Here is a 21,665-nt window from a genome sequence, read left to right on the forward strand (position 1 = left end):
CGGAGTTGCCCGTGTGGGACCCACGGCAGGTTCGCGTGGCGTAGACACCCGGTGGAGCGGAGAGCGGGCGGCGCGTAGACCGGACGGCGCGTAAACCGGACGGGCGGTGTTCCCCTCGCGGGGTGCCCTCCGGAGGGGTGTCGATTCGGTGGGTCTTCAACGGGCTCGGAGCGTCGCCGCCGCCCGGCTGACGCGGTCCCCCGCGGCCGCGGCGGCGATCAGTCCGACGGCGTGCGCGGCCAGGCCCCGGCGGCCGTTGCCCGTGACGAGGGCGAGACCGAGCGCCGCGCCGAGGGCGTGCGCCCCGGCGTCCCCGATCATCGTGCGCTCCCCGAGGTCGTCGCCGAGGACGGCGGCCGCGGCCCCCATGGGCGCGGCGGACAGGGCACCCGCCGCGCCGCTGCGCAGCAGTCCGGGGGCACCGATGGCCAGTACGGCGCCGGCCGCCCGGCCCGGCCTGACGTCCAGGAGGTTCACCAGATGCGCCGAGCCCGCGATCACCACACCTGCCAGCACTTTGTCGGCCGGCCGCTCCTTGAGGAGGACACCGGCGGCGAGCCCGGCGGCGCCGATCCCGAACAGCTTCACCGCCCCACTGGTGACCTCTTTCTGCCGGAGCGCCGAGAGGTGCGCCCGGAATCCGCGGCGTGGATCACTGGCGCCGAACACGTCGTCGTACGCGCCACAGCCCCCGGCTGCCAGTACTGCCAGCGCCCCGGCGGCCCGGGTCCGCGCGGGCAGCCCCGGTGCGGTGACGGCGGCGAGGGCGGTACCCGTGGCCGTGGCGAGGCCCGCGTGCAGATTCACGGTCCGGCCGGCGTAGTTCTTCCGCTCCCACAGGACGGCACCGCCCGGCGGGCGCTTCCTGAGCACCGTGTACACGGCCCGGGTCGCCCCTGCCGCCCCCAGGAGCGCCGAGAACCGCCCCAGCGCCCTGCCGCCCGCCACCGTCGCCATGTCACGCCCCTCACCCGGCACCCTGCCGTGCTCGACTCCCGTCACCCTAGGGGCGAGCGCCGCCCGGTCACGCGGGAACGACGCCCCCGGCGACGGGTGGCAGGTGGCGGGTCCCAGCGGTACCGGTGGCCGACGACCGGTGGCAGGTGGCCGGTGCCAGCCGTAACGGTGGCCGACGACCGGTGGCAGGTGGCCGGTGAGAGAGCGGAAGCGCCCCGCGGGCACCCCACCGCTTGCTAGCTGCCCGTACGCGCCGTCTCCAGCAGCTCCTCGGCGTGCGCGCGGGCCGTTTCGGAGTCCTCCTGGCCGGCCAGCATCCGGGAGAGTTCACGGACCCGCTCCTCGCCTTCCAGGACCGTGACCCCGCTCCTGGTGACCGAGCCGTCGTTCGTCTTCGCCACCAGCAGCTGACGGTCCGCGAACGCCGCGACCTGCGGGAGATGCGTGACGACCACGACCTGCGCCGACTTCGCGAGCCTGGCCAGCCGCCTGCCCACCTCGACGGCCGCCTTGCCGCCGACGCCCGCGTCGACCTCGTCGAAGAGGTAGGTCGGTACGGGGTCGGAGCCGGCGAAGACCACCTCCACGGCGAGCATCACCCGGGAGAGCTCACCGCCGGACGCCCCCTTGGCGATCGGCCGGGGCGGTGCGCCCGGGTGCGGGGCCAGAAGAAGTTCGACCTCATCGGCGCCGGCCGGTCCATAGGCCACCGTGCGGCCGCCGACCTCGATGCCGTCGGCGTCCTCGGCGACCTCGGTCTGCCGGATCTCGACGGTCACCCGGGCGTGCGGCATGGCGAGTTCGGCCAGTTCGGCGGTGACCGCGTCGGCGAAACGCTTCGCCGAGGCCGTACGGGCATCGGTCAACGTTTGTGCCAGTTCGCCCAGTTCGGTGCGGAGTGCGTCCCGCTCGGCGGTCAGCTCGCCGATCCGGTCGTCATCGCCGTCCAGTTCGGCGAGCCGGGCGGCGCTCTCCTCGGCCCAGGCCAGCACCGCCGCGATGTCCTGGCCGTACTTGCGGGTCAGATGGTTCAGCGCGGCACGGCGCTCCTCGACCGCGGCGAGCCGCAACGGGTCGGCGTCCAGGCCGTCCGCGTAGCCGGCCAGCTCGCCCGCCACATCCGCCATCAGGATGCCGATCTCGCCGATCCGCTCCGCGAGCCCGGCGAGCTCCCGGTCGTGGCTGCGTACGGCCTCCAGCGCACGATGGGCGCCGGCGACCAAAGTGGTGGCCTCGACGCCCTCGGGGTCCTCGGGATTGCCGGCCAGCGCGGCGTGCGCGAGGGTCGCGGCGGAGGCCAGTGCCTCGGCATGGCCGAGCCGCTCCGCCTCGGCGGCGAGTTCGGTGTCCTCACCGGGCTGTGGCTCGGCCGCCGCGATCTCGTCCAGGCCGAACCGCAGCAGATCGGCTTCCTGCGAGCGTTCGCGGGCCCGCGTGGTCAGCTCGTCCAGCTCGGTGGCGACGGCGCGCAGCCGGCGGTGGGCGGCGGCGTATTTGGCCAGTGGGACCGCGACCGTGTCTCCGGCGTAGCGGTCCAGGGCCTGGCGCTGGCGGGCCGGCCGCAGCAGGCCCTGCTGGTCGGTCTGGCCGTGTACGGCGACCAGGTCGTCGGCCAACTCCGCCAGGAGGCCGACGGGTACGGAACGGCCTCCCACATGGGCGCGTGAACGGCCCTCCGCGGAGAGCGTGCGGCTGATCAGCAGTGCGCCGTCGTCCAGCTCCGCACCGGCCTCCTCGGCCCGTACTGCGGCGGGGGCCTGGGGGCCGACGCTGATCCTGCCCTCCACGACTGCCGATTTGGCGCCGATCCGCACCAGGGCGGGGTCGGCGCGCCCGCCGAGCAGCAGGCCGAGGCTGGTGACGACCATGGTCTTGCCCGCGCCCGTCTCGCCGGTCACCGCCGTGAAGCCGGGGGACAGCTCGACAACGGCGTCGTCAATGACACCCAGGGACCGGATCCGCATCTCCTCCAACACGGATACGACCTTACGAGGTCCCGGGGTCGCCCCGCGACGGCCTCCCCTCACTCCTGCCCCCGGCCCTGCGGAAAACCGCACCGAAAGACGGGGGAATTCCGCATGGTGCGTGATCACGCTCAGCCGTCAAGCTGATCACAGTCCGGAACGAAAGGTGTGCTCATGTCCAGCGGATCGACGTATGTATCGACGTATGCGGGGTGGTGCGGTCACCGGCCCACGGCGGGCAGGACAGCGGTGGTCAGGCGGGGTGCGGTGGCCATTGCCGGCGCCTCGGTGCGGCGGCTCGTCGCGTCGATGAGGCGATTCGTCTCGGCCGGCGCGGAGGCCCTGCCGCCCGCCGTGGACCGGGCGGTGACGGCCGACGCCGGCGCGCGGGCGAGGTGCGGCGGCGCCGGGGCGGGCACGGCCGTCACTCCGCTCCGCGGCTCGGTCCACATGTCGATATTCACGAGCGTCTCGACGAAGGTCCGGGCCGTCGCCCGGCAGCGCCGCGGATGCGCGACGCTCCGCGCGACCGGCGCCCGCTGGCGCCGGCCCTGGCGGCAGCGGGGACGCACCGGACACCCCTTAGTGCGGCGCCCCCCGCCACCCCGCCACGGGGAGGGCGAACTTGGCGACCAGGCGGTCCGTGAAGGAGGCATGGTGCAGACGGGCCAGGCGTACGGGTACGGCGCCGCGGCGGACCTCGACGCGGGCGCCGGCGGGGAGTTCGACACTGCGGCGGCCGTCGCACCAGAGAATGCCGTGCGGCGTCTTGGGCTGGACCTCCACCGCCAGCACGGAACGCGGCGAGGTGACCAGCGGTTTGGCGAACAGGGCGTGGGCACTGATCGGGACCATCAGCAGGGCCTCGACCTCGGGCCAGACCACCGGCCCGCCGGCCGAGAAGGCGTATGCGGTCGAACCGGTCGGAGTCGCACAGACCACGCCGTCGCCACCGAAGCGCGAGACGGGCCGGCCGTCGACCTCGGTCACCACCTCCAGCATCCGCTCCCGTGCGGCCTTCTCCACCGACGCCTCGTTCAGGGCCCAATCGGTGTGGACGACATTGCCGTTGTTGCGGACGAGGACATCGAGCGTCATCCGCTCCTCGACCTCGTACGCCCGGGTGACGACCCGGTCGACGACCTTGTCGAGGTCGTCGCGCTCGGCCTCCGCGAGGAAGCCGACCCGGCCGAGATTGACACCGAGCATCGGCACCCCGGACGTCCTGGCGAAGTCCGCGCCGCGCAGCAGGGTGCCGTCCCCGCCCAGCACCACCAGGAGTTCGCAGCCCTCGGCGGCGCACTGCTCGGAGTCGACGCGCTGGACCGACGACGGCAGCGGCAGATCCGCCGCCTCCTCCGCCAGCACCCGTACCCCGATGCCGCTGCGCAGCAGCCCCTGGACAACGAGTTCGGCACTGCGGATGGCCGCGGGGCGGCCCGTGTGTGCGAGCAGGAACACCGTCCGCCCGGCTCCGGTGTTCTCGTGTGCTGCGCTGCCTTCAACTGCATGGGTAGTGGTCAACGAGGCCCCTCCGCCACTGCACGGTCGACGTCCGCCGGGTCGAGTGCAGGCGCCCCGGCGCGCAGCCACAGAAAGTACTCGACATTCCCGGAAGGTCCAGGCAGTGGGCTCGCAGTTACGCCAAGTACGCCAAATTCCAGTTCGGCGGCCCGGCTCGCGACCGCGCGGACGGCCTCGGCCCGCAGTTCCGTGCTGCGCACCACCCCGCCGCTGCCCAGCCGCTCCTTGCCGACCTCGAACTGCGGCTTGACCATCAGCACCAGATCCGCGCCGGGCGCCGCGCAGCGGGCCAGTGCGGGCAGCACGAGCCCCAGCGGGATGAACGAGAGATCGCCGACGACGAGATCGACGGGCTCCGAGTCGATCTGCTCCAGGGTCAGTTCGCGTACATTGGTGCGGTCCTTCACGGTGACCCGCTCGTCGCTCTGGAGCGACCAGGCGAGCTGTCCGTATCCGACGTCGACGGCGACGACATGACGCGCGCCGGCCCGCAGCAGGACATCGGTGAAGCCACCGGTCGAGGCGCCCGCGTCCAGCGCCCGGCGGCCCTCGATCTTCAGGCCGAGCGGGACGAAGGCGGCGAATGCTCCGGCCAGCTTGTGCCCGCCGCGCGAGACATAGTCGGGGTCGCTCTCGTCCTCGCGGACGACCACGGCCGCGCTGGTCTCCACCTGGGTGGCCGGTTTGGTCGCGGTCGCCCCGCCGACGGTCACCCGGCCCGCGGCGATCAGCTGGCTGGCGTGCTCGCGCGAACGGGCCAGCTTGCGGCGCACCAGCTCCGCGTCGAGACGGCGTCGTGCCACTCCTGCCACCTGTGGTTCAGCTCCTGTTGTCGTGCGTCGTCGAGGAAGGGGCGGGCGGCCCGGGGTGCTGGTCGAGACCGGCCAGCACATCGCGCAGCCCACGATGCACATCCTCGTACACCTGGAGGTGTTCGCTCGCGGGGAGGTGGTCGGCGTCGGCGAGGCGCCGCAGCCCGGTATCGACCGCGGCCTCACCGGTCGGTGTCACACCCACCCCGATCGGCTGCGGCCCAGCGGGCTCCACCGGCTCGCCCGCAGCGCCCGACCGGCCCTGTCCGCCCGGCCCGGCGGCACCAACCGGCTCAGCGGTATCGCCCGGCTCCGTGCCACCGCCCGGCTCGGCGTCACTGTCCGGCTCGGCGTCACCGCTCCGCTCCGCGCCACCGCCCGGCTCGGCGTCACTGTCCGGCTCGGCGGCAACGCCCCGCTCGGCGGGAACGTCACGCCCTGCGGCACCGTCCGGCCCTGCGGCACTGCCCGACCCGACGGGACCGGCCGGCAGACCACCCTCGGGGCTCACGGCTCCGCTGCGCTCGCGCGGCCCGGGTTCCCTCGGTTCCGCGGGCTCCATCGGCTCACCTGGCGCGGCTTGCGCGGGCGCCTCCGGCTCCGGGCCGGACGTCGGCTCTTCCATGCCCCCGACGCTACCCCGGCGAAGCCGGTCGGGGAGGAACGAGCCGTCCCCGACCTGGCGTATCGTCGATCAGGATGGCAACCCTCGAACAGTGCCGCGCCGCTCTCGACCGGCTGGCCCAGAACCTGTCCTCGGCCGACGGCAGCGTCCGCCAGGCCGCCACGTTCGACCGCTCACTCAGCTGCCGCATCACGGACCTCGATGTGACCTTCCTCGGGCGGCTGGCCGACGGCACCATCCAGGAGGTGACCAACGTCCCCGGCCCGCCCCCGCACAAGGCCGATATCCGGCTGTCCATGGCCGGCGACGACCTGGTGTCCCTGGTGGACGGAGAGCTGAACTTCGCCAGGGCATGGGGCAGCGGCCGCGTCAAGCTGGAGGCCGGCCTGCGCGACCTGCTCCGCCTCAGGACATTGCTGTAACAGCAGCCCATCGCGTCGCGCCTCGCCAACCGGCGCCGCGGCCCCGCTCAGCGCACTCCGGGCAGCCGCAGCCCCGCTCGTCGCACCCTCGTCAGCCGGACCGCCCCCCGTCACGCCCCATCAGCCGCGCCCCGGGCGCCCCACCGGCCAGCCCCTGACGCCTCACGCCCCACCGACCAGGCCCTGACGCCTCACGCCTCGCCAACCACAGCCCGCGACGCAGCCCCTGGCCCCGGCCGCCTGGCCCCCTGGCCCCCTGGCCCCCTACCGACCGCTCCCCCGCCCAACCCCCGCCGCAGCCCCCGCAGCCCCCGCAGGCTCCTCAGCCCCCGAAGCCTCCCCCGCCCGCGCAGCCGTCTCCGTGGCCGAAGGCGCCTCCTCCCTCTCCACTGCCGAAGCCGCCTCCCGTCCCGAAAGCGCCTCCCCCACCCCCGCCGACGCCTCAGCCTTCATCGTCCGGCCCCCGCGGGCACCCCCGTTACGCGGCTTGCGGGCCGCCGGGACGACCAAGGGAGTGCCGCTCTCCGGGTCCTCGATGATCTGGCAGCCGAGGCCGAAGACCCGCTCCACCAGTTCCGCCGTGACGATGTCGGCCGGGGCGCCCTCGGCGAGGACCGCGCCGTCCTTCATGGCGATGAGATGTGTCGCGTATCGGGCCGCGTGGTTGAGGTCGTGCAGCACCGCGACCAGGGTGCGTCCCTGCTCCTCGTGGAGCTCGGCGCACAGGTCCAGCACCTCGATCTGGTGCTGGATGTCCAGATACGTCGTCGGCTCGTCCAGCAGGAACAGCGGGGTCTGCTGGGCGAGCGCCATCGCGATCCACACCCGCTGCCGCTGGCCGCCGGACAGCTCGTCGACATAGCGGTCGGCCAGCTCACGGACGCCGGTGGCCGCCATCGACTCCTCGACGATCCGCTCGTCCTCGGGCGACCACTGCCGCAGCAGCCCCTGGTGCGGATAGCGGCCGCGGGCCACCAGATCCGACACGGTGATCCCGTCCGGGGCGATCGAGGACTGCGGCAGCAGCCCGAGCGTCCTGGCGACCTTCTTGGCCGGCAGCGAGGAGATCGCGGCGCCGTCGAGCAGGACCGATCCACTGGCCGGTTTGAGCATCCGCGAGAGCGCACGCAGCAGCGTGGACTTACCGCAGGCGTTGGGGCCGACGATGACCGTGAAGGAGTGGTCGGGGATGGCGACCGAGAGGTTCTCGGCGATGACCCGCTGGTCGTAGGCGAGGGTGACGTTCTCGGCCGAGAGACGGCTCACTTCGGAACTCCTGGGGTTGTTGTCGTGTCACTGCTGTTGGCCGGCCCGGAACCGACCGCGCCGTCGCCGGCCGGGACCCGCACCGTCGCCGGGCCGGCGCTGGGTCGCCGCCCGGCCCGGGGTTCCCGCCCGGCCCGGAACCACCGCCCGGCACGGCCCACACTCCCCTCCGCCCGGCCCGGAACCACCGCCCGGCACACCCCGCCCCGCCCTCCGGCGCCCACCACCCGGCCCGTAGCTCCCGCCCGGCCCGTCCTCCCCTCGCCGCCCAACCGCTCACACCCGTCCCGCCCTGCGCTCCGTGGCCAGCAGCCACAGCAGATAGCCGCCGCCGAGAACGCCGGTGAGCACCCCCACCGGCAGCTGGTCGGCGCCGAAGAGCCGCTGGGACGCCCAGTCGGCGGCGACCAGCAGCACGGCGCCCATGAGGCCGGAGAGCACCAGGTTGGGACCGGGCATGGGGGCACCGCCCCCGCTCCCCGCGCCCTTGAGCCAGCGCGGCAGGGTCAGCCGGCGGGCCAGCTGGGGTGCGGTGAGCGCGACGAAGGAGATCGGCCCGGCCGCCGCGGTGGCGGCGGCGACGAGCACCACCGCCGCCAGCAGCACGACGACCCGGACCCGGTCGACCCGTACGCCGAGCGCATACGCGGCGTCATCGCCCATCTCCAGCATGCGCAGCGGCCGCCCGAAGAACAGCAGCAGCGGGACGAGGACGGCGCAGACCGCGGCCAGCGGCTGGACCTGGTCCCAGTCACGGCCGTTGAGGGAGCCGGTCATCCAGGTGGTGGCCCGGGTCGCCTCGACGATGTTCGCCTTGGTCATGAGGAAGAGCACCATCGCGTAGAGCATGGCGCTCGCTCCGATGCCGACGAGCACGAAGCGGTAGCCGTGGATGCCGCGCTTCCAGGCGAGCAGGAAGATGGCGATCCCGGTGCCCACCCCGCCGGCCACCGCGCCGGCCGCGACCCCGAAGGCATCGGCCTGGAAGTAGACGATGGCGGCCAGCGCGCCGACGGACGAGCCCTGGGCGAAGCCCAGGACGTCCGGACTGCCCAGCGGATTGCGGGAGACGGTCTGGAAGACCGCCCCGGAGACCCCGAACGCGACCCCCACCAACAGCCCCACCAGCACCCGCGGCAGCCGCAGGTCGTGCACGATGTACTGCTGGCCGGCGTCCCCGCCGCCGGTCAGGGCGGCGAGCACCTCGGCCGGGGTCATCGGGTAGTCGCCGGAGCCGATCAGGGCGACGGCGGCGGCCAGTGCGAGGGCCAGCAGCAGCAGTCCGGCCGCCGTGGCGCGTACATCCAGGCGCACCGAGAGGCCACCCCTGGTGCGTACCGCCCTCACCCGCCGGGTCCCCGTCGCCCGGGCCTTCCCGGCCTCGGACCCCACGGCCTCCCCGGACTTCACGGTCGCGCTCACAGCTGGGCCATCCTCCGACGTCGTACGAGATAGATGAAGACCGGTCCGCCGAGGACGGCCGTGACGATGCCGACCTGGAGCTCACCGGGCCGGGCCACGACCCGGCCGAGGACATCCGCGCCAAGGAGCAGGGCCGGTGAGAGCACCGCGGAGTACGGCAGGATCCAGCGCAGATCGGGCCCGGTGACGGCCCGTACGGCATGCGGAACCATCAGGCCCACATAGACGATCGGGCCGCAGGCGGCGGTCGCCCCGCCGCACAGCAGGGTGACGGCGAGCATCGCCAGCACCCGGGTGCGGGTCAGCCGGGCGCCCAGCGCCCGCGCCTGGTCGTCGCCGAGCGCGATGGCGTTCAGCGGCCGGGCGATCAGCAGCGCGAGGGCACCCCCCACCGCCAGGAACGGCGCGATCGCGGTGACCGTCGGCAGAGTGGCCGAGGCCAGCGAACCCACCGTCCAGAAGCGCATCTTGTCCAGCGCCGCGGTGTCCGTCAGGTTGACGGCGTTGATGTAGCCGATGAGGACGGCGGTCAGCGCGGTGCCGGCCAGGGCGAGCCGTACGGGCGTGGCGCCCCGGGTGCCGCCGAGGACGTACACCGCGACATTGACCACCGCGGCGCCGGCGAACGCGAACCACACATAGCCGGTCAGTGAGGTGATGCCGAAGAAGCTGACGGCGGTGACGACCGCGGCCGAGGCACCGGCGTTGATACCGAGAACTCCGGGGTCCGCCAGGGGGTTTCGGGTCAGCGCCTGCATGACCGTGCCGGCCAGGCCGAGCGCGGCGCCGACGAGCAGGCCGAGCAGCGTGCGCGGGAAGCGGACATCGCGGATGACGACGTCGGTGTCGGAGGCGGAGTAGTGGAACACCCCGTGCCACACCTGGTCGAGGGGGATCTGTTTGGCGCCGACCGCGATGCCGAGAACGACGATGACGGCCAATACGGCGACCGCGACCACCAGCCCCGCGGAGCGCAGGAGGGGGCGCCGCCGGGGTGTCACGGGGTCCGGAGCCGTTGCCGCTTCGGGGGGACTGTCAACCAACACGATGGTTAGGTTAGCCTACCCTCACATTCAACTCGCAGCCCCTCCCAGAGAGAAGTGCGCCCATGAGCACCTCCCCAACCGTCACTCCGTCCCGTCGCGGCATCCTGGCCGCGGGGGGCGCCGTCGGCATCGGCGCCCTGCTGGCCGCATGCGGCGGAGACAAGGGCTCGGGGGGTGCCGACAAGGGCGCCGACACCGGTCCGTGGTCCTTCACCGACGACCGTAAGCAGAAGGTCTCGCTGAAGAACACCCCGCAGCGCATCGTCGCCTTCACCGGCACCGCGGCCGCACTCCACGACTTCGGGATCGACGACCAGATCGTCGGTGTCTTCGGCCCCACCAAGCTCAAGAACGGCAAGCCCGATCCGCAGGCCGGCGACCTGGACGTCGACAAGGTCACCGTCATCGGCAACGCCTACAACCAGTTCAACGTCGAGAAGTACGCGTCCCTGCGCCCCGATCTGCTGGTCACGAACATGTACGAGCCGGACGCGCTGTGGTTCGTACCGGACGACAGCAAGGACAAGATCACCCCGCTGGCGAAGAGCGTCGCCATCACCTCGGCCCGGGTCCCGCTCGTCAAGATCATCGAGCGCTACGCCGAGCTGGCCGAGTCGCTCGGCGCCGACCTCCGGGCGAAGAAGGTCACCGACGCCAAGGCCCGCTTCGAGAGGGCCTCCGCGGCGCTGCGCAAGGCCGCCAAGTCCCACCCGGTCAAGGTGCTCGCCTGCTCCGGCAGCCCGGGCCTCTTCTACGCGTCCAACCCCGGCATCAACGCCGACCTCATGTACTACAAGTCCCTCGGCGTCGATCTGATCGTCCCCGACCACCTGGACAAGGGCGGCTACTTCGAGAGCCTGAGCTGGGAGAACGCCGACAAGTACAAGGCGGATGTACTCCTGCTGGACAGCCGGACCGCCACCCTCCAGCCCAAGGACCTGGCGGCCAAGCCCTCCTGGGCCAGGCTGCCCGCGGTCAAGGCCGGCCAGATCACCCCGTGGTCGAGCGAACCGCGCTTCTCCTACGCGGGCGCCGCCCCGCTCATCGAGTCGCTCGCCACGGCCATCGAGGGCGCCAAGAAGGCCAACTGACGTACGGCCGCGGTGGATCGCCGCAACCCGGCCGCGGCACACCCCGGCCGCCACGGTCCACCGCGGCACCCCGCACCACAACACCCCTGCGCCTGCGCGCCCGGAGCCACCGCACCACCCGAAAGCCACCGCACCACCACACCGCACAGTCCCCGCCCCGTCCCGGGAGGTCCCCCACATGACCACGACCGCCGCCCCCGCCACCGCACCGTTCCGCTTCTTCGACGTGTATGTCGTACGGACCCGACGGCTGAGCCCCTCCGTGGTGCGGGTCACCTTCGGCGGTGAACGGCTGGCCGAACTGGCCTCCGGCGGTCGCGACCAGCGCTTCAAGCTCTTCCTACCGCAGCCCCACCAGGACCGGCCGGTCTTCCATGACACCGGCGACGGCTGGTACACCGCCTGGCGCGCGCAGGACCCGGCCGAGCGGCCGGTGATGCGCTCGTACACCATCCGCGAACAGCGCCATGAACCACGGGAGTTCGATGTCGACTTCGCGCTGCACGGGGCCGGACCGGGGGCCGCTCCACTGGCCGGCGGCCCCGCCTCCCGCTGGGCCGCCCACGCCCGGCCCGGCGACCGGCTGACCGTCCTCGCCCCGGCCGTGGAGGACAACGGCGGTGTCGACTTCCGGCCGCCGGCCGGCACCGACTGGATCCTGATCACCGGCGACGAGACGGCGCTGCCCGCGATCGCCGGCATCCTGTCCTGGCTCTCCCCCGGCACCCGCGCCAAGGTCTGGATCGAGATCGCGCACGAGGACGACCGGCAGCGGCTGCCGTCCTTCGCCGACACCGACATCATCTGGCTCGTCCGGGACGGGGCGACCGACGCGCGGCGCGAGCCGGTGCTCGACGCCCTGCGCGCCGCCGAGCTTCCCGAGGGCACCCCGTACGCCTGGATCGCCGGCGAGTCCGGCACCGTCAAGGCGGTGCGCAGGCATCTCGTCCGCGAGCGCGGCATCGACCGCAGGGCCGTCAAGTTCACCGGCTACTGGCGCCGCGGCGCCTCCGAGGAAGATCTGCTCGCGGAGCTGACGGCCGGTGCCCCGGCGCCCGAGGAGGACTGACCCCGCGCGCCGGGACCCCGTCTCACCAGCCGATCCGCGCCAGCGCCGGCCCCGTGTCCGCCTCGTAACCGCCGTCCCCCGCCGCCGTCCAGGCCGCCGCGCACAGCGCCCGGAGCCCGTCGACCGGCGTGCCCTCGCCCGCCACCCGCAGGGTGTCCCCGGCCGCCTCGGCCCGCCAGCCGCCGCACCGGAAACCGCCGCCGTCCGCGGTCACCTCCGGCTGCGGGGTCAGCAGCCCGCGCAGATCCTCGTCCACATAGGCGGGGCGGTGCTTGGGCGGGGCGGCCAGCAGTGCGGCCGGTGTGGTGACGCCGGTGAGCACCAGCAGCGAGTCGACCTCGCCGTTGCAGGCCCCCTCGATATCGGTGTCGAGCCGGTCGCCGATCACCAGCGGCCGGCGCGCACCGGTCCGCAGCACCGTCTCCCGGTGCATCGGGGGCAGCGGCTTGCCCGCCACCTGCGGGGTGCCGCCCGCGGCGATCCGGACCACCTCCACCAACGCACCGTTGCCGGGCGCGATCCCGCGCTCCTTGGGGATCGTCAGGTCCGTGTTGGACGCGAACCAGGGCACCCCGCGCTGCACCGCGTACGCGGCCTCCGCCAGCCGCTCCCAGTCCAGCGAGGGGTCATAGCCCTGCACCACGGCCGCCGGGTCGTCGTCCGCGGAGCCGACCGGAACGAGACCGCGCTCGCGCAGCGCCACCCGCAGCCCCTCGCCGCCGATGGCCAGCACCCGCGCGCCCGCCGGCACCTGCTCGGCGATCAGCCGCGCCACTGCCTGCGCCGAGGTGATCACGTCCTCCGGCCCGGTCGGCAGGCCAAAACCGGACAGCTGGTCGGCGACGGCCTGTGGGGTCCGGGCGGCGTTGTTGGTCACATAGGCGAGGTGCATTCCGCCCTTGCGGGCCCGGGTCAGCGACTCCACGGCGTGCTCGATGGCCTGTCCGCCGGCGTAGACCACCCCGTCCAGATCCAGCAGCGCGGTGTCATATGCCTCGCTCAGCGCCTGCCGGGACCCGTCGGGCCGCCTGCGAACCTGCTCGTTCATGCCGTCTCGCTCCTCGCTCCACATGTCGCGCCGGGGATCCGCCGCCCCCGGGGGCACACTCACCGCCCCGTGGGGACCCTCGCCCTCCACTTCGCGCCTACCGATATTTCCAGCCAGGCACCGGCTGTCCCCCGATCTTCCCTCATCCGTCCGGCGGCATAGCATTCTTCAATGACCAGTACCGACGGCCTCCGCCTCCTCCCGTTCCGCGGGCTGCGTTACGCCCCGGAGCGGGTCAGCAGCCTGACCGCTGTGATGTCCCCGCCGTACGACGTGGTGGTCCGGCCGGACGGCGTGCGCCACCTGGAGACCGCCGATCCGTACAACATCGTCCGGCTGATCCTCCCGCACGCCGCCGACCCCACCACCCGCCACCGCCAGGCCGCCGACACCCTGCACCGCTGGCGCAGCGAGGGCGTGCTGACGCAGGACGCCGAGCCCGCGCTGTACGTCTACGAGCAGCGCTCCGGCGAGCTGCTCCAGCGCGGGCTGATCGGGGCGCTGCGCCTGGACGGTCCGGTGCTGCCGCACGAGGGCGTGATCCCCGAGGTGGTCGAGGACCGGGCCGCCCTGATGCGGGCGGCGGCCGCGAACTTCGAACCGCTGCTGCTCTCCTACCGCGGTGAGGGCACCGCGACCGGCGCCGCCGCGGTCATCGAGCGCGTGGTGGAGCGGGAGCCGCTGCTCGCCACCACTACGGAGGACGGCTTCGCCCACCGCCTGTGGGCGGTCACCGACCCGGCCGACCTCACCGCCATCGACGACGACCTCACCCGCCGACAGGCCCTGATCGCCGACGGCCACCACCGCTGGGCGACCTACCAGCGGCTGTACGAGCAGCGGCCCGGCGCCACCGCCGGCTCGCCCTGGGCCTCCGGTCTGGTGCTGCTGGTGGACACCGCCCGCTATCCGCTCCAGGTCCGCGCGATCCACCGGGTGCTGCCGCATCTGCCGCCCGCCAAGGCGCTGGCGGACCTGGCCGGCGCCTTCCGTGCCCGCGCCCTCCCCGGCGAGCTGTCCGCCGCCTTGGAGGCCCTGGAGGAGACGCCCGGCACGGCCTTCGTGCTCGCCGGCGGCCCGGACTCCTTCCACCTCCTGGACCGCCCCGATCCCGGTCTGCTGGACCGGACGATCCGCCGGGACCGGCCCGAGACCTGGCGGCAGTTGGACGCCACCGTGCTGCACTCCGTCCTGCTGGACGAGGTCTGGCACATTCCTGACCACCCTTCCGACATCGGCTATCTGCATCACACCGAAGCCGCCGTCGAGCAGGCCGCCCGGCACGGCGGTACGGCCGTGCTGATGCGCGCCACCTCCGAGGAGACGGTCCGTCAGCTCGCCGAGCACGGGGTGACGATGCCGCGGAAGTCCACCTCCTTCGGCCCCAAGCCCGCCACGGGCCTGGTCCTGCGCACCCTGGACGGCGACGAGAACTGACCTCCGGGCCAGGGCGCCGTCACGCCCCACCTCGCCCGCGATCTAGTTAGGTTAGGCTTACCTCACTACGTCGCCGGGCGGGGTCTCCCTGCCCCTGCGCACACTCAGCCCTGCGCAGGACGTGGTCAACTCCGCACCAGGGAGGACATCTTCATGAGTCTCCTCGCGCATTCTGCCGAGGACCCGGCCGACAACCGGGCGTATCTGCTCACCAACGGCACCGCCCGGCGCTACCACAGCGCGGTCACCGAGAGCGTCACGCGGATCAGCGCCAAAATCGCCGGCACCGCCCAGCCGTTCACCGGAATCACCGCCGACGGCCTCACCCCCACCGTCTCCGGCATCGACCTCGACAGCCCGCTGCACGACGTGGCCGCCGCGCTCGACGAACTCGAAGAGGTCTACCTCCGCGACGCCGTCTACTTCCACCACCCGCGCTACCTCGCGCACCTCAACTGCCCCGTGGTGATCCCCGCCCTCGTCGGCGAGGCCGTGCTCTCCGCCGTCAACTCCTCCCTGGACACCTGGGACCAGAGCGCGGGCGGCACGCTCATCGAGCGCCGGCTGATCGACTGGACGGCCGAGCGGATCGGTCTGGGCGAGGCGGCCGACGGCGTCTTCACCAGCGGCGGCAGCCAGTCCAACCTCCAGGCCATGCTGCTCGCCCGCGACGAGGTCTGCCGCCGGGAGCTGAGCCGCGAGGACTCCCCGGCCGCCCGGCTCACCGACGTCCTGCCCCGGCTGCGCATCCTCACCTCCGAGTGCAGCCACTTCAGCATTCGCAAGTCGGCCACCCTGCTCGGCCTGGGCGCGGACGCCGTCATCGCCGTCCCCAGCGACGACACCAAGCGCATGCGCCCCGACGCGCTCGCCGCCGAACTGGCCCGCTGCCGGCGCGACGGCCTGATACCCATGGCCGTCGTCGCCACCGCCGGCACCACCGACTTCGGCTCCATCGACCCGCTCCCCGAGATCGCCGGCCTGTGCGCCGGGTACGGCGCCTGGATGCATGTCGACGCCGCCTACGGCTGCGGACTGCTGGTCTCCCGCCGCCGCGCCCTGCTGACCGGCATCGAACGCGCCGACTCGGTGACCGTCGACTACCACAAGTCCTTCTTCCAGCCGGTGAGTTCCAGCGCCATCCTGGTCCGCGACCGCGCCACCCTGCGGCATGTCACCTACCACGCGGACTATCTCAACCCCCGCCGCATGGTGGAGCAGCGCATCCCCAACCAGGTCGACAAGTCGATCCAGACCACCCGCCGCTTCGACGCCCTCAAGCTCTGGCTCACCCTGCGCATCATGGGCGCCCCGGCCCTCGGCGAACTCTTCGACGAGGTCATCGACCGGGCCGCGGACGCCTGGAAACTGCTGCACGACGACCCCCGCTTCGAGGTCGTCGTCGAGCCCCGGCTGAGCACCCTGGTCTTCCGTTACGTGCCCTCCACCGACCAGGACCCCGAACTCAGCGACCGGGTCAATCTGCACGCCAGGGAGGCGCTGTTCGCCTCCGGTGCGGCGATCGTCGCGGGCACCGTCGTCGACGGCCGCCACTACCTCAAGTTCACCCTGCTCAACCCGGAGACCACGCTCGAGGACATCGCCACCGTCCTCGACCTGATCGCCGAGCACGCCGGCAGCTACCTCGCCGAGCAGCCCCGGCCGGCCCTCAGCGCGCGCTGACCTCCCCGCCAACCGCCCCCATCGGAGACCCCCGTGTCCGCCCCTTACGACTTCATCGCCATCGGCCTCGGCCCGTTCAACCTGGGCCTGGCCTGCCTGACCGAGCCGATCGACGGACTCGACGGCCTGTTCCTGGACGACAAGGCGTCCTTCGACTGGCACCCCGGCATGATGCTGGACAGCAGCCACCTCCAAGTGCCGTTCCTGGCCGACCTGGTCACCCTCGCCGACCCCAGCTCCCCCTTCTCGTTCCTGAACTACCTCAAGGAGTCCGGGCGGCTGTACTCGTTCTACATCCGCGAGAACTTCTATCCGCTGCGCGCCGAGTTCAATGACTACTGCCGCTGGGCGGCCGGCACACTCGACTCCGTCCGCTTCGGCCACCGGGTCACCACCGTCGAGTACGACGAGCACGAAGAGCTCTACAGCGTCCACGCCGAGCAGCTGCCCACCGGCGAGCGTCACACCTTCCGCGCCCGCAGGCTCGTCCTGGGCACCGGCACCCCGCCGTACGTCCCCGACGCCTGCCGGGACCTGGGCGGCGATCTGCTGCACAACGCCGGATACCTCGACGCCAAGGCGGCCCTCCAGGCCAAGGACAGCATCACCCTCATCGGCAGCGGCCAGAGCGCGGCCGAGATCTACTACGACCTCCTCCAGGACATCGACAGCCACGGCTACCACCTGACCTGGGCCACCCGCTCCCCGCGCTTCTTCCCCCTCGAATACACCAAGCTCACGCTGGAGATGACCTCCCCGGAGTACGTGGACTACTTCCACGCCCTCCCACCGGCCACCCGCGACCGCCTCAACGCCACCCAGAAGCACCTCTACAAGGGCATCGACTCCGAGCTGATCAACGACATCTTCGATCTGCTCTACCAGAAGAACCTGGCCGGCCCGGTCCCCACCCGGCTCCTGACCAACACCGCTCTGCACCAGGCGAGTTACGACGAGGCGTCCGGCACCTACACCCTGGGCCTGCGCCAGGAGGAACAGGGCACGGACTTCGCCCACGACACCCAGGGCCTGATCCTCGCCACCGGCTACCGCTATCGCGTACCGGACTTCCTCTCCCCCGTCCGCGACCGCATCGTCTGGGACGACGCCGGCCGCTACGACGTGGCGCGCAACTACAGCATCGACACCACCGGCCGCGGCATCTTCGTGCAGAACGCCGAACTGCACACCCATGGCTTCGTCACCCCCGACCTCGGCATGGCCGCCTACCGCAACGCGTGCATCATCCGCGAGCTGCTCGGCCGCGAGTACTACCCGGTCGAAAAGGCCATCGCCTTCCAGGAATTCGCCGCCCCGGCCGGCCCGCACCACCCCATGGAGCTCCCGGCATGACCACCCCGCTCTTCACCCGCACCGACGCCGCACTCGGGGAGTTCTCCCTCCGCCCGGTCGACCCGTACGGCGACGCCGAACTGCTGCACCGCTGGGTCACCCACCCCAAGGCCGCCTTCTGGCTGATGCAGGACTGCGACCTCGCCGCCGTCGAGAAGGAATTCGCGCGCATCTCCGCCGACCCCTTCCACGACGCCTTCCTCGGCCTGCACAACGGCACCCCGGCCTTCCTCATGGAGCGCTACGACCCCGCCCACCGCGAACTCGTCGGCATCCACGCCGCCGAACCCGGCGACGTCGGCATGCACTTCCTGTCGGCGCCCACCGACACCCCCGTGCACGGCTTCACCCGCGCCGTGATCACCACCGTCATGGAGATGCTCTTCGCCGACCCGGACACCCGCCGCGTCGTCGTCGAGCCCGACGCGCGCAACACCGCCGTCCACGCCCTCAACAAGGCCGTCGGCTTCGAGATCCTGCGCACCGTCTCGCTCCCCTCCAAAGACGCCTACCTCAGCACCTGTACCCGCGACCAGTTCCTGGCCACCCGAGGAGACCACCGATGACCGCCCCCTCCGACGGCACCCCGCACCTGTCCGCCCGGGACGCCGTCGCCCACCTCACCCCCGACCTGTGGGCCCGCGCCAACCGGCTGCTGATCCGCAAGGGCCTCGCCGAATTCGCCCATGAACGACTGCTCACCCCCCGGCGCCTCCCGCAGGACGGCCACTACGCCGTACGCAGCGACGACGGCGCCACCGAGTACCGCTTCGCCGCCCGCAGACGAGCCCTGGACCACTGGCAGATCGACGCCGACAGCATCACCCGGCACCGCGACCACGACGAACTCCCCCTGGACGCCCTGGCGTTCTTCCTGGAGCTCCGTGACTCCCTGGGCCTCGGCGAGGCGATCCTCCCGGTCTACCTGGAGGAAATCAGCTCCACCCTCTCCGGGACCGCCTACAAGCTCGCCGCCGGCCGGCCCTCCGCCGCGGAGCTCGCGAAGGCGGACTTCCAGGCCATCGAGACCGGCATGACCGAGGGCCACCCCTGCTTCGTCGCCAACAACGGCCGGCTCGGCTTTGGCATCCACGAGTACCACGCCTACGCCCCGGAGACCGCGGCCCCGCTCCGGCTGATCTGGCTCGCCGCCCACCGCGACCACGCCACCTTCACCGCCGGCGCCGGCCTCGACTACGACGCCCTGATCCGCGACGAACTCCCCGACGGGACCCGCGCCCGCTTCGCCGCCACCCTCACCACCCTCGGCCTCGACCCCGCCGACTACTACTTCTTCCCCACCCACCCCTGGCAGTGGTGGAACAAGCTCTCCGTCACCTTCGCCGCCGAAGTCGCCCAGCAGCGCCTGGTGTGCCTGGGCCCCGGCGACGACGACTACCTGGCCCAGCAGTCGATCCGCACCTTCTTCAACACCACCAGCCCCGCCAAGCACTACGTCAAAACGGCGCTCTCCGTCCTCAACATGGGCTTCATGCGCGGCCTGTCCGCCTCCTACATGGAGGCCACCCCGGCCATCAACGACTGGCTGGCCCGCCTCATCGACGCCGACGACACCTTCCGGGCCGCCCGCTTCTCGATCATCCGGGAGCGCGCCGCCCTCGGCTACCGCCACCGCCAGTACGAGGCCGCCACCGCCAAGGGCTCCCCGTACCGGAAGATGCTCGCCGCCCTGTGGCGCGAAAGCCCCGTCCCCACCCTCGAACCGGGCGCGCGCCTGGCCACCATGGCCTCCCTCCTCCACACCGACGACGACGGCGGCTCCCTCGCCGCCGCCCTCATCGAGGAGTCCGGCCTGGAACCCGCCATCTGGCTCCGCCGCTACCTGGACGCCTACCTCACACCCGTACTCCACGCCTTCTACGCCTACGACCTGGTCTTCATGCCGCACGGCGAGAACGCCATCCTGGTCATCGAGGACGGCGCCGTGGCCCGCGTGATCTTCAAGGACATCGCCGAGGAGATCGCCGTCATGGTCCCCCAAGGCCCTAAGGGCCAGGGAGGTGCCCCCATCGACGCGGTGCTGCCCCCCGCCGTCGAACGCATCCGCGCCGACGTCCCCGAGGACAAGAAACTCCTGTCCGTCTTCACCGACGTCTTCGACTGCTTCTTCCGCTTCCTCAGCAGCACCCTCGACGACCAGGGCATCCTCGACGAGGACACCTTCTGGCGCACGGTCGCCGCCTGCGTCACCGACTACCAGGCGGCCACCCCCCAGCTCGCCGACAAGTTCGAGCGCTACGACCTCTTCACCGACGAGTTCGCGCTCTCCTGCCTCAACCGCCTCCAGCTGCGCAACAACCAGGAGATGGTCGACCTCCAGGACCCGGCGGGCGCCCTCCAGCTCATCGGCACCCTCCGCAACCCCCTCGCCCCGTACGCTCCGGCCTCCTGACCCACCCCCACACGCAGAAGGGCGGAACCCCTCCCCGGGGTCCCGCCCTTCCTCATACGTCACATCGGCTCGGGCCGACGGCCGGCTCAGTCCTTCGCGGAACCGGCCTCGCCCTGGGCGCCGTCGTCCTCGGCCGGGTCCGCCTCGTCGGCCTCTTCCAGCGCGTCGGTGAACTCCACGCCGTCCAGCTCCGCGAGCCGGTCCGAGGCGTCCGTCGTACCGCCCTGGTCGGCCTCCAGCGCCCTGGCGAACCAGTCGCGCGCCTCGTCCTCACGCCCGACCGCCAGCAGCGCGTCCGCGTACGCGTACCGCAGCCGCGCCGTCCACGGGTGCACCGCACTCGACGCGAGCTCCGGGCTCTGGAGGGTCACCACCGCCGCGTCCGCCTGGCCCATGTCCCGCCGGGCACCCGCCGCGACCAGCCGCATCTCGACCTGGCCGGCCTTGTCGAGCTTCTGCACCTCGGGCTCACCGGCCATGGCCATCGCCTTCTCCGGACGGCCGAGACCACGCTCGCAGTCCGCCATGACGGGCCACAGCTCCACGCTGCCGGTCATCCGCCGCGCCGCCCGGAACTCCGCCAGCGCCTCGCTGTACTTGCCGACCGCGTACGCCGCGAAGCCCGCGGCCTCACGCACCGCCGCGACCCTGGACGCCAGCCGCAGCGCCACCCGCGAGTAGCCGTACGCCTGCTCCGGGTCCTCGTCCAGCAGCTTCGCCACCATCACCAGGTTCTTGGCGACATCATCGGCCAGCGTCTTCGGCAGGCTCAGCAGCTCCTGACGCACATCCTTGTCGATCTCTTCACCGGTGACGTCCTCCGGAATCGGCAGCCGCTTGATCGGCTCCCGGTCCCGGTCCCGCCGGTCATCACGGCGATCGTCCCGCCCCCGGCCACCGCCGTACGGCCGCCGCCCCCCACGCTCGTCATCCCGCCGGAATCCCCCACGGTCATCCCGACGCGGTCCACGGTCATCCCTACGGAACCCACCACGGTCCCCACCGCGATCGTCCCGCCGGTCGCCCCCACGGAACCCACCACGGTCGCCACCGGACGGCCGGTCGTCCCTACGGAACCCACCACGGTCGCCACCACGGTCATCCCGCCGGAAACCGCCACGGTCCCCACCACGGTCGTCCCGCCGGTCACCACCGCGATATCCGCCACGGTCGCCCCCGGACGGCCGGTCATCCCTACGGAACCCACCACGGTCGCCGCCACGGTCATCCCGCCGATCATCCCGCCGGAAGCCGGGACGGTCCCCGCCCCGCTCCTCCCGCCGGAACCCGCCACCACGCTCATCATCCCGCCGCGGCCCACGGTCATCCCTACGGAACCCACCACGGTCCCCACCGCGATCGTCCCGCCGGTCGCCCCCACGGAACCCACCACGGTCGCCACCCAACGGCCGGTCGTCCCTACGGAACCCACCACGCTCGCCACCACGGTCATCCCGCCGGAAACCGCCACGGTCCCCACCACGGTCGTCCCGCCGGTCACCACCGCGATATCCGCCACGGTCGCCCCCGGAC

The 21,665-nt window shown here is 72.6% G+C and carries 19 protein-coding genes and 1 pseudogene; 8 read left to right on the plus strand and 12 right to left on the minus strand.

What is annotated here, in order from left to right; genetic code table 11:
- Window positions 1-156: 156 nt before the first annotated feature.
- The 6 genes from ACFWJW_RS27275 to ACFWJW_RS27300 all read right to left on the minus strand — a co-directional run bounded on the left by ACFWJW_RS27275 (window position 157) and on the right by ACFWJW_RS27300 (window position 5,882).
- Window positions 157-957: a hypothetical protein gene (locus ACFWJW_RS27275; RefSeq protein ID WP_387246351.1), complete on the minus strand. Its 801-nt coding sequence runs from the start codon at window positions 955-957 to the stop codon at window positions 157-159.
- 236 nt (window positions 958-1,193) lie between these two features.
- Window positions 1,194-2,921 (minus strand): DNA repair protein RecN, encoded by a 1,728-nt coding sequence (gene recN, locus ACFWJW_RS27280; RefSeq protein ID WP_387246388.1) that lies wholly within the window; start codon window positions 2,919-2,921, stop codon window positions 1,194-1,196.
- A gap of 221 nt (window positions 2,922-3,142) precedes the next feature.
- On the minus strand, window positions 3,143-3,493 hold the full coding sequence (locus ACFWJW_RS27285; protein WP_387246353.1) for a hypothetical protein: 351 nt from the start codon (window positions 3,491-3,493) through the stop codon (window positions 3,143-3,145).
- Window positions 3,494-3,503: 10 nt separating this feature from the next.
- Window positions 3,504-4,445 (minus strand): NAD kinase, encoded by a 942-nt coding sequence (locus ACFWJW_RS27290; RefSeq protein ID WP_229893503.1) that lies wholly within the window; start codon window positions 4,443-4,445, stop codon window positions 3,504-3,506.
- Window positions 4,442-5,257, minus strand: a complete 816-nt coding sequence (locus ACFWJW_RS27295; RefSeq protein ID WP_387246355.1) for a TlyA family RNA methyltransferase — start codon at window positions 5,255-5,257, stop codon at window positions 4,442-4,444. Before ACFWJW_RS27295 ends, ACFWJW_RS27290 begins: the two co-directional genes overlap by 4 nt.
- 7 nt (window positions 5,258-5,264) lie before the next feature.
- On the minus strand, window positions 5,265-5,882 hold the full coding sequence (locus tag ACFWJW_RS27300) for a hypothetical protein (protein WP_387246357.1): 618 nt from the start codon (window positions 5,880-5,882) through the stop codon (window positions 5,265-5,267).
- A 74-nt stretch (window positions 5,883-5,956) separates the two neighbouring features.
- Here ACFWJW_RS27300 and ACFWJW_RS27305 point away from each other — a divergent pair, with 74 nt between their 5' ends.
- Window positions 5,957-6,304, plus strand: a complete 348-nt coding sequence (locus ACFWJW_RS27305) for an SCP2 sterol-binding domain-containing protein (protein WP_387246359.1) — start codon at window positions 5,957-5,959, stop codon at window positions 6,302-6,304.
- A 264-nt stretch (window positions 6,305-6,568) separates the two neighbouring features.
- On the opposite strand, the gene ACFWJW_RS27310 is transcribed toward ACFWJW_RS27305, so the two are convergent.
- From ACFWJW_RS27310 to ACFWJW_RS27320, 3 genes are all read right to left on the minus strand, one after another.
- Window positions 6,569-7,570 carry an ABC transporter ATP-binding protein gene (locus ACFWJW_RS27310; protein WP_387246361.1) on the minus strand — a complete coding sequence of 334 codons (1,002 nt, stop codon included), beginning with the start codon at window positions 7,568-7,570 and terminating at the stop codon, window positions 6,569-6,571.
- Between the two features lie 276 nt (window positions 7,571-7,846).
- Entirely contained in the window at window positions 7,847-8,992 is a 1,146-nt protein-coding gene (locus ACFWJW_RS27315; protein ID WP_387246363.1) for a FecCD family ABC transporter permease, read from the minus strand.
- Window positions 8,989-10,038 carry a FecCD family ABC transporter permease gene (locus ACFWJW_RS27320; RefSeq protein WP_387246365.1) on the minus strand — a complete coding sequence of 350 codons (1,050 nt, stop codon included), beginning with the start codon at window positions 10,036-10,038 and terminating at the stop codon, window positions 8,989-8,991. The genes ACFWJW_RS27315 and ACFWJW_RS27320 overlap by 4 nt, the downstream gene beginning before the upstream one ends.
- A 62-nt stretch (window positions 10,039-10,100) precedes the next feature.
- Between ACFWJW_RS27320 and ACFWJW_RS27325 the strand changes: the two genes are divergently transcribed.
- Window positions 10,101-11,129: an ABC transporter substrate-binding protein gene (locus tag ACFWJW_RS27325; RefSeq protein ID WP_387246367.1), complete on the plus strand. Its 1,029-nt coding sequence runs from the start codon at window positions 10,101-10,103 to the stop codon at window positions 11,127-11,129.
- Window positions 11,130-11,307: 178 nt separating this feature from the next.
- The gene (locus tag ACFWJW_RS27330) at window positions 11,308-12,198 is read left to right on the plus strand and encodes a siderophore-interacting protein (protein ID WP_387246368.1); all 891 of its coding nucleotides are present in this window, start codon (window positions 11,308-11,310) and stop codon (window positions 12,196-12,198) included.
- Between the two features lie 22 nt (window positions 12,199-12,220).
- Here the strand turns inward: ACFWJW_RS27330 and ACFWJW_RS27335 are convergent, their stop codons facing one another.
- Window positions 12,221-13,246: an HAD-IIA family hydrolase gene (locus tag ACFWJW_RS27335; protein ID WP_387246370.1), complete on the minus strand. Its 1,026-nt coding sequence runs from the start codon at window positions 13,244-13,246 to the stop codon at window positions 12,221-12,223.
- Window positions 13,247-13,417: 171 nt separating this feature from the next.
- On the opposite strand from ACFWJW_RS27335, the gene ACFWJW_RS27340 reads away from it, so the two are divergent.
- The 5 genes from ACFWJW_RS27340 to ACFWJW_RS27360 all read left to right on the plus strand — a co-directional run bounded on the left by ACFWJW_RS27340 (window position 13,418) and on the right by ACFWJW_RS27360 (window position 20,132).
- Window positions 13,418-14,683, plus strand: coding sequence for a DUF1015 family protein (locus tag ACFWJW_RS27340; RefSeq protein WP_387246372.1), 1,266 nt, complete (start codon window positions 13,418-13,420; stop codon window positions 14,681-14,683).
- 153 nt (window positions 14,684-14,836) lie between these two features.
- Entirely contained in the window at window positions 14,837-16,366 is a 1,530-nt protein-coding gene (locus tag ACFWJW_RS27345) for a pyridoxal phosphate-dependent decarboxylase family protein (protein WP_387246374.1), read from the plus strand.
- 33 nt (window positions 16,367-16,399) lie between these two features.
- Window positions 16,400-17,719 (plus strand): lysine N(6)-hydroxylase/L-ornithine N(5)-oxygenase family protein, encoded by a 1,320-nt coding sequence (locus ACFWJW_RS27350; protein WP_387246376.1) that lies wholly within the window; start codon window positions 16,400-16,402, stop codon window positions 17,717-17,719.
- A complete protein-coding gene (locus ACFWJW_RS27355) occupies window positions 17,716-18,285 on the plus strand; it encodes a GNAT family N-acetyltransferase (protein WP_387246378.1) in 570 nt (189 codons plus the stop codon). The genes ACFWJW_RS27350 and ACFWJW_RS27355 overlap by 4 nt, the downstream gene beginning before the upstream one ends.
- Entirely contained in the window at window positions 18,282-20,132 is a 1,851-nt protein-coding gene (locus ACFWJW_RS27360; protein ID WP_387246380.1) for an IucA/IucC family protein, read from the plus strand. The genes ACFWJW_RS27355 and ACFWJW_RS27360 overlap by 4 nt, the downstream gene beginning before the upstream one ends.
- An 86-nt stretch (window positions 20,133-20,218) precedes the next feature.
- On the opposite strand, the gene ACFWJW_RS27365 is transcribed toward ACFWJW_RS27360, so the two are convergent.
- The gene (locus tag ACFWJW_RS27365; protein WP_387246390.1) at window positions 20,219-20,965 is read right to left on the minus strand and encodes a hypothetical protein; all 747 of its coding nucleotides are present in this window, start codon (window positions 20,963-20,965) and stop codon (window positions 20,219-20,221) included.
- A pseudogene (locus ACFWJW_RS27370) lies at window positions 20,902-21,665 on the minus strand (hypothetical protein); the annotation flags it as partial. The pseudogene ACFWJW_RS27370 and the gene ACFWJW_RS27365, both read right to left, overlap by 64 nt.

The organism is Streptomyces sp. NPDC127097 (genome assembly GCF_042724075.1).
Taxonomy (GTDB): domain Bacteria; phylum Actinomycetota; class Actinomycetes; order Streptomycetales; family Streptomycetaceae; genus Streptomyces.